The following is an 802-nucleotide window of genomic DNA, read 5'->3' on the forward strand; positions in this document are numbered from 1 at the left end:
GAAACACTTCGGCGTCCTCAATAAGCGCAAAGCCTTTCTCGGCCAGCTTCTTGACGGTTCCCGCCGTAACGCCCAGCGTGGTTAGCAATTCCTGCAGGGATATCGTTACCCCAACCTCAAGCAAGAACTCCAGAACTTCCTTCTGCCTGCGCGCCTGCGCGCTGAAGGAAGCGAGCGCCGCCTCCGCCGCCTCTCCGCCGACCGTGGCTTTCACCGTCTTGATGGTCTTCTTGCGGACTTTATCCTTGATCATCTGTGTCTCCGTCAGCACGCCAGCCCGCAGCAGGCCTTTGATAGTCTCTCCCTGGCCGGCAAATTGGGCACTCAGATGAGCCGTCGTCATCGGAACGGAACCATTCGCTTTAATGTAAGCGACGATTTGCTCTTCCTCGCCAGTTAATAGCGGAGGTGACGCGTACAAAGCTTCCTCCGTCTGGTCCTCATCCGCAGGGTCTAACTCCTCCTGAAGCTGAATATATTTCTCGGCTTTACCTTTAAGTGCTGTAGGTATCATCGCCTGTAGCGCAGAGATCATACTGCAAGCATACCTATGGCTCATCCACTCGGCCAGCTTAACGAGATCAAGCGGAAGCGGGGGCATCAGATCCAGCAGCTCCTGAACCGGCTTCATGCGTGCGAAATTCAGCTCGGAGTCGGGCCGGAGATCAATAACGAAACCCTGGACTGTTCGATGACCAAAGGGAACGCCCACCCTGCTGCCGATCTCGATCCAGTCTTTCATCGTATCCGGAATAATATAATCGAAGGGGCGATCCGTGCCGCGGCTTGGAACGTCGACGAT

General features: G+C 55.6%; 1 protein-coding gene. It reads right to left on the minus strand.

The annotated features are described in order from the left end of the window. The coding region (locus BN1360_RS00005; RefSeq protein ID WP_476445249.1) for a primosomal protein N' family DNA-binding protein at window positions 1-802 on the minus strand (802 nt) is incomplete at both ends.

Source organism: Paenibacillus sp. GM2 (assembly GCF_900069005.2).
Lineage (GTDB): Bacteria > Bacillota > Bacilli > Paenibacillales > Paenibacillaceae > Fontibacillus.